The sequence below is a fragment of the Thiorhodococcus mannitoliphagus genome (genome assembly GCF_010915725.1).
Lineage (GTDB): Bacteria > Pseudomonadota > Gammaproteobacteria > Chromatiales > Chromatiaceae > Thiorhodococcus > Thiorhodococcus mannitoliphagus.
The window spans coordinates 1-941 of sequence record NZ_JAAIJR010000363.1; the positions used below are offsets into that span (position 1 = coordinate 1).

At 55.4% G+C, this 941-nt stretch carries 1 protein-coding gene; it reads left to right on the forward strand.

Annotation, left to right across the window (positions count from 1 at the left end):
• Window positions 1–398 (forward strand): DUF3592 domain-containing protein (locus tag G3480_RS28095; protein WP_206171934.1); only part of this gene is annotated, 398 nt, incomplete at its 5' end.
• Window positions 399–941 lie beyond the last annotated feature (543 nt).

Sequence of the window (941 nt, forward strand, 5' to 3'; positions counted from 1 at the left end):
AACACGCGCAACTGCGAGCCCGACACCACCGTCTTGCTCAATCCCGGGAAACCTCTGAAAACGGAGGCCAAAGCCACCTCAAACACCGCATGAAAAATGCGACAACTGTCTTGACACCCGCCGACAACTTCCGCTTCAAATACAGATACCAGGTTGACGGCAGACCATACACCGCAAGCCGGTACTCCTTCTCGTCGCTTGCAGGGGAGCAGAAAGCGGGCGTAGATCGCTTCAGCCCTGGCGATAAGCTGACGGCTTACCATCACCCGACATGGCACCACTATGCCGTGGTTGAGCGGAAATCGCCTTCCTTCGCTACTTGGTTGGCCGGGCTATTGCTGCTATTGATCGCGATCCCATCAGGCTGGATGCTGTGGACGGGAAAATCCAATGGCTAGCGGGCCATCACTGGTGAAATCCCGGCGCATTGGAGGGCGTTCCAAGGGACTGCGCCATAAACACCGCGCTGTGACAACAGCGCAACGCGACAGCCTGCCCGAGTTCGTCCGGCCGTGGCTGGATCCAGACCGTGCGTTACCGGAACCTTCACGCTTCTGGCCAACGGGTTTCCATCGGCCCTGGTGGACAGGATCCATCGTGCTGCTGACGGTGATCATCACCTACGCCCTTGTGCAGACATACGTTTCGGATAAGGCGGATCTGGATTATCTCGCTGTGATGTTCGTAACGGCCTGTCTCCCTCTAGTCGCTGCCAGCACGATCGCGCTTCGTCGCTGGATTCCGGCGACTCGCGCAAGATGGCTGAGGAGAAAAGGACGATGGCGCGATGGCCTTTATCTTCTCAGACGCTGTATAGGAACTAAGTAACTGATTCGCTGTCGAAAAAATCTGAATAACATGGCGATTTAATACGAATGCCCTCTTTTCATTCGGAGGAGATCAAGATGAATTCAGACAATGCCCATACACCTTTACGCTAT